A 560-nucleotide genomic window follows, 5' to 3' on the forward strand; every position below is an offset into this window, starting at 1 on the left:
AGATCCTCAACACCTATGGCCCGACGGAAGCGACCGTCACGGCAACGATGGGCGCGCTGACGCCAGACAAGCCCGTCACCATCGGCGCGCCGCTGCCCACCTATTCCATCGTCATTCTCGACCCGTCGCTGCCGGAACTGGCCGAACCTGGCGAACTGGGCGAGATCGGCATTGCCGGAATCGGGCTCGCCGTCGGTTACCTCAACAGGCAAGACCTGACGGAACAGAAGTTCATCGCCGATTTCATCGGCCTGCCGAACAACCCCTCGCAGCGCATCTACCGCACGGGCGACCTTGGCCGGATCAACGGCGATAGCGAGATCGAATATGCCGGGCGTATCGACACCCAGGTGAAGATCCGCGGCTATCGCATCGAGCTCGGCGAGATCGAGGCGGTGCTGCTGGACCAGCCCGAGATCGCGCAGGCCGCCGTCACCACCTGGGAGATCGAGCCCGGCCGCGTCGAACTCGTCGCCTATTACGCGCCCAAGGCTGGCCAGCCGGCGCTCTCGCGCGCCGATCTCGCCCAGACGATGAAGCGACGCCTGCCGGACTACATG

Annotated in this window: 1 protein-coding gene; it reads left to right on the forward strand. The window is 65.4% G+C overall.

The features are described from left to right. Positions 1-560, forward strand: a 560-nt coding sequence (locus ACWTU8_RS32045) for an AMP-binding protein (RefSeq protein ID WP_455851282.1), incomplete at both ends; no start/stop codon positions are given.

Source organism: Mesorhizobium sp. BHbdii, assembly GCF_053848045.1.